The following is a 1384-nucleotide window of genomic DNA, read 5'->3' on the forward strand; positions in this document are numbered from 1 at the left end:
GCAGCTTCACCCGGCACACGACGCTCCCCTACCCATCACAGCCGCCGTTGGGCGTATTGCTGCAATGACACGACTTCGGCGGTACGCTTGAGCCCCGCTACATTGTCGGCGCGGAATCACTAGACCAGTGAGCTATTACGCACTCTTTCAAGGGTGGCTGCTTCTAAGCCAACCTCCTGGTTGTCTGTGCGACTCCACATCCTTTCCCACTTAGCGTACGCTTAGGGGCCTTAGTCGATGCTCTGGGCTGTTTCCCTCTCGACCATGGAGCTTATCCCCCACAGTCTCACTGCCGCGCTCTCACTTACCGGCATTCGGAGTTTGGCTAAGGTCAGTAACCCGGTAGGGCCCATCGCCTATCCAGTGCTCTACCTCCGGCAAGAAACACACGACGCTGCACCTAAATGCATTTCGGGGAGAACCAGCTATCACGGAGTTTGATTGGCCTTTCACCCCTAACCACAGGTCATCCCCCAGGTTTTCAACCCTGGTGGGTTCGGTCCTCCACGAAGTCTTACCTCCGCTTCAACCTGCCCATGGCTAGATCACTCCGCTTCGGGTCTTGAGCGCGCTACTAAACCGCCCTATTCGGACTCGCTTTCGCTACGGCTTCCCCACACGGGTTAACCTCGCAACACACCGCAAACTCGCAGGCTCATTCTTCAAAAGGCACGCAGTCACGACTGCATGTGCAAGCACATACAGCGACGCTCCCACGGCTTGTAGGCACACGGTTTCAGGTACTATTTCACTCCGCTCCCGCGGTACTTTTCACCATTCCCTCACGGTACTATCCGCTATCGGTCACCAGGGAATATTTAGGCTTAACGGGTGGTCCCGCCAGATTCACACGGGATTTCTCGGGCCCCGTGCTACTTGGGTGTCTCTTAAACGAGCCGCTGATGTTTCGACTACGGGGGTCTTACCCTCTACGCCGGACCTTTCGCATGTCCTTCGCCTACATCAACGGTTTCTGACTCGTCTCACAGCCGGCAGACTGTGACAAAGAGATCCCACAACCCCGCATACGCAACCCCTGCCGGGTCTCACACGTATACGGTTTGGCCTCATCCAGTTTCGCTCGCCACTACTCCCGGAATCACGGTTGTTTTCTCTTCCTGCGGGTACTGAGATGTTTCACTTCCCCGCGTTCCCTCCACACTGCCTATGTGTTCAGCAGCGGGTGACAGCCCATGACGACTGCCGGGTTTCCCCATTCGGAAACCCCCGGATCAAAGCCTGGTTGACGACTCCCCGGGGACTATCGTGGCCTCCCACGTCCTTCATCGGTTCCTGGTGCCAAGGCATCCACCGTGCGCCCTTAAAAACTTGGCCACAGATGCTCGCGTCCACTGTGCAGTTCTCAAACAACGACCAACCACCC

1 rRNA gene (running past one end of the window) is annotated in these 1384 nt (G+C 57.1%); it reads right to left on the reverse strand.

Features of this window, described 5'->3' with window-relative positions:
* A 23S ribosomal RNA gene (locus tag ACIRF8_RS36300) occupies positions 1–1335 on the reverse strand; it reaches 1887 nt to the left of the window's first position.
* Between the last annotated feature and the right edge of the window lie 49 nt (positions 1336–1384).

The organism is Streptomyces sp. NPDC102406, from assembly GCF_044765725.1.
In the GTDB taxonomy this organism is placed as follows: domain Bacteria; phylum Actinomycetota; class Actinomycetes; order Streptomycetales; family Streptomycetaceae; genus Streptomyces.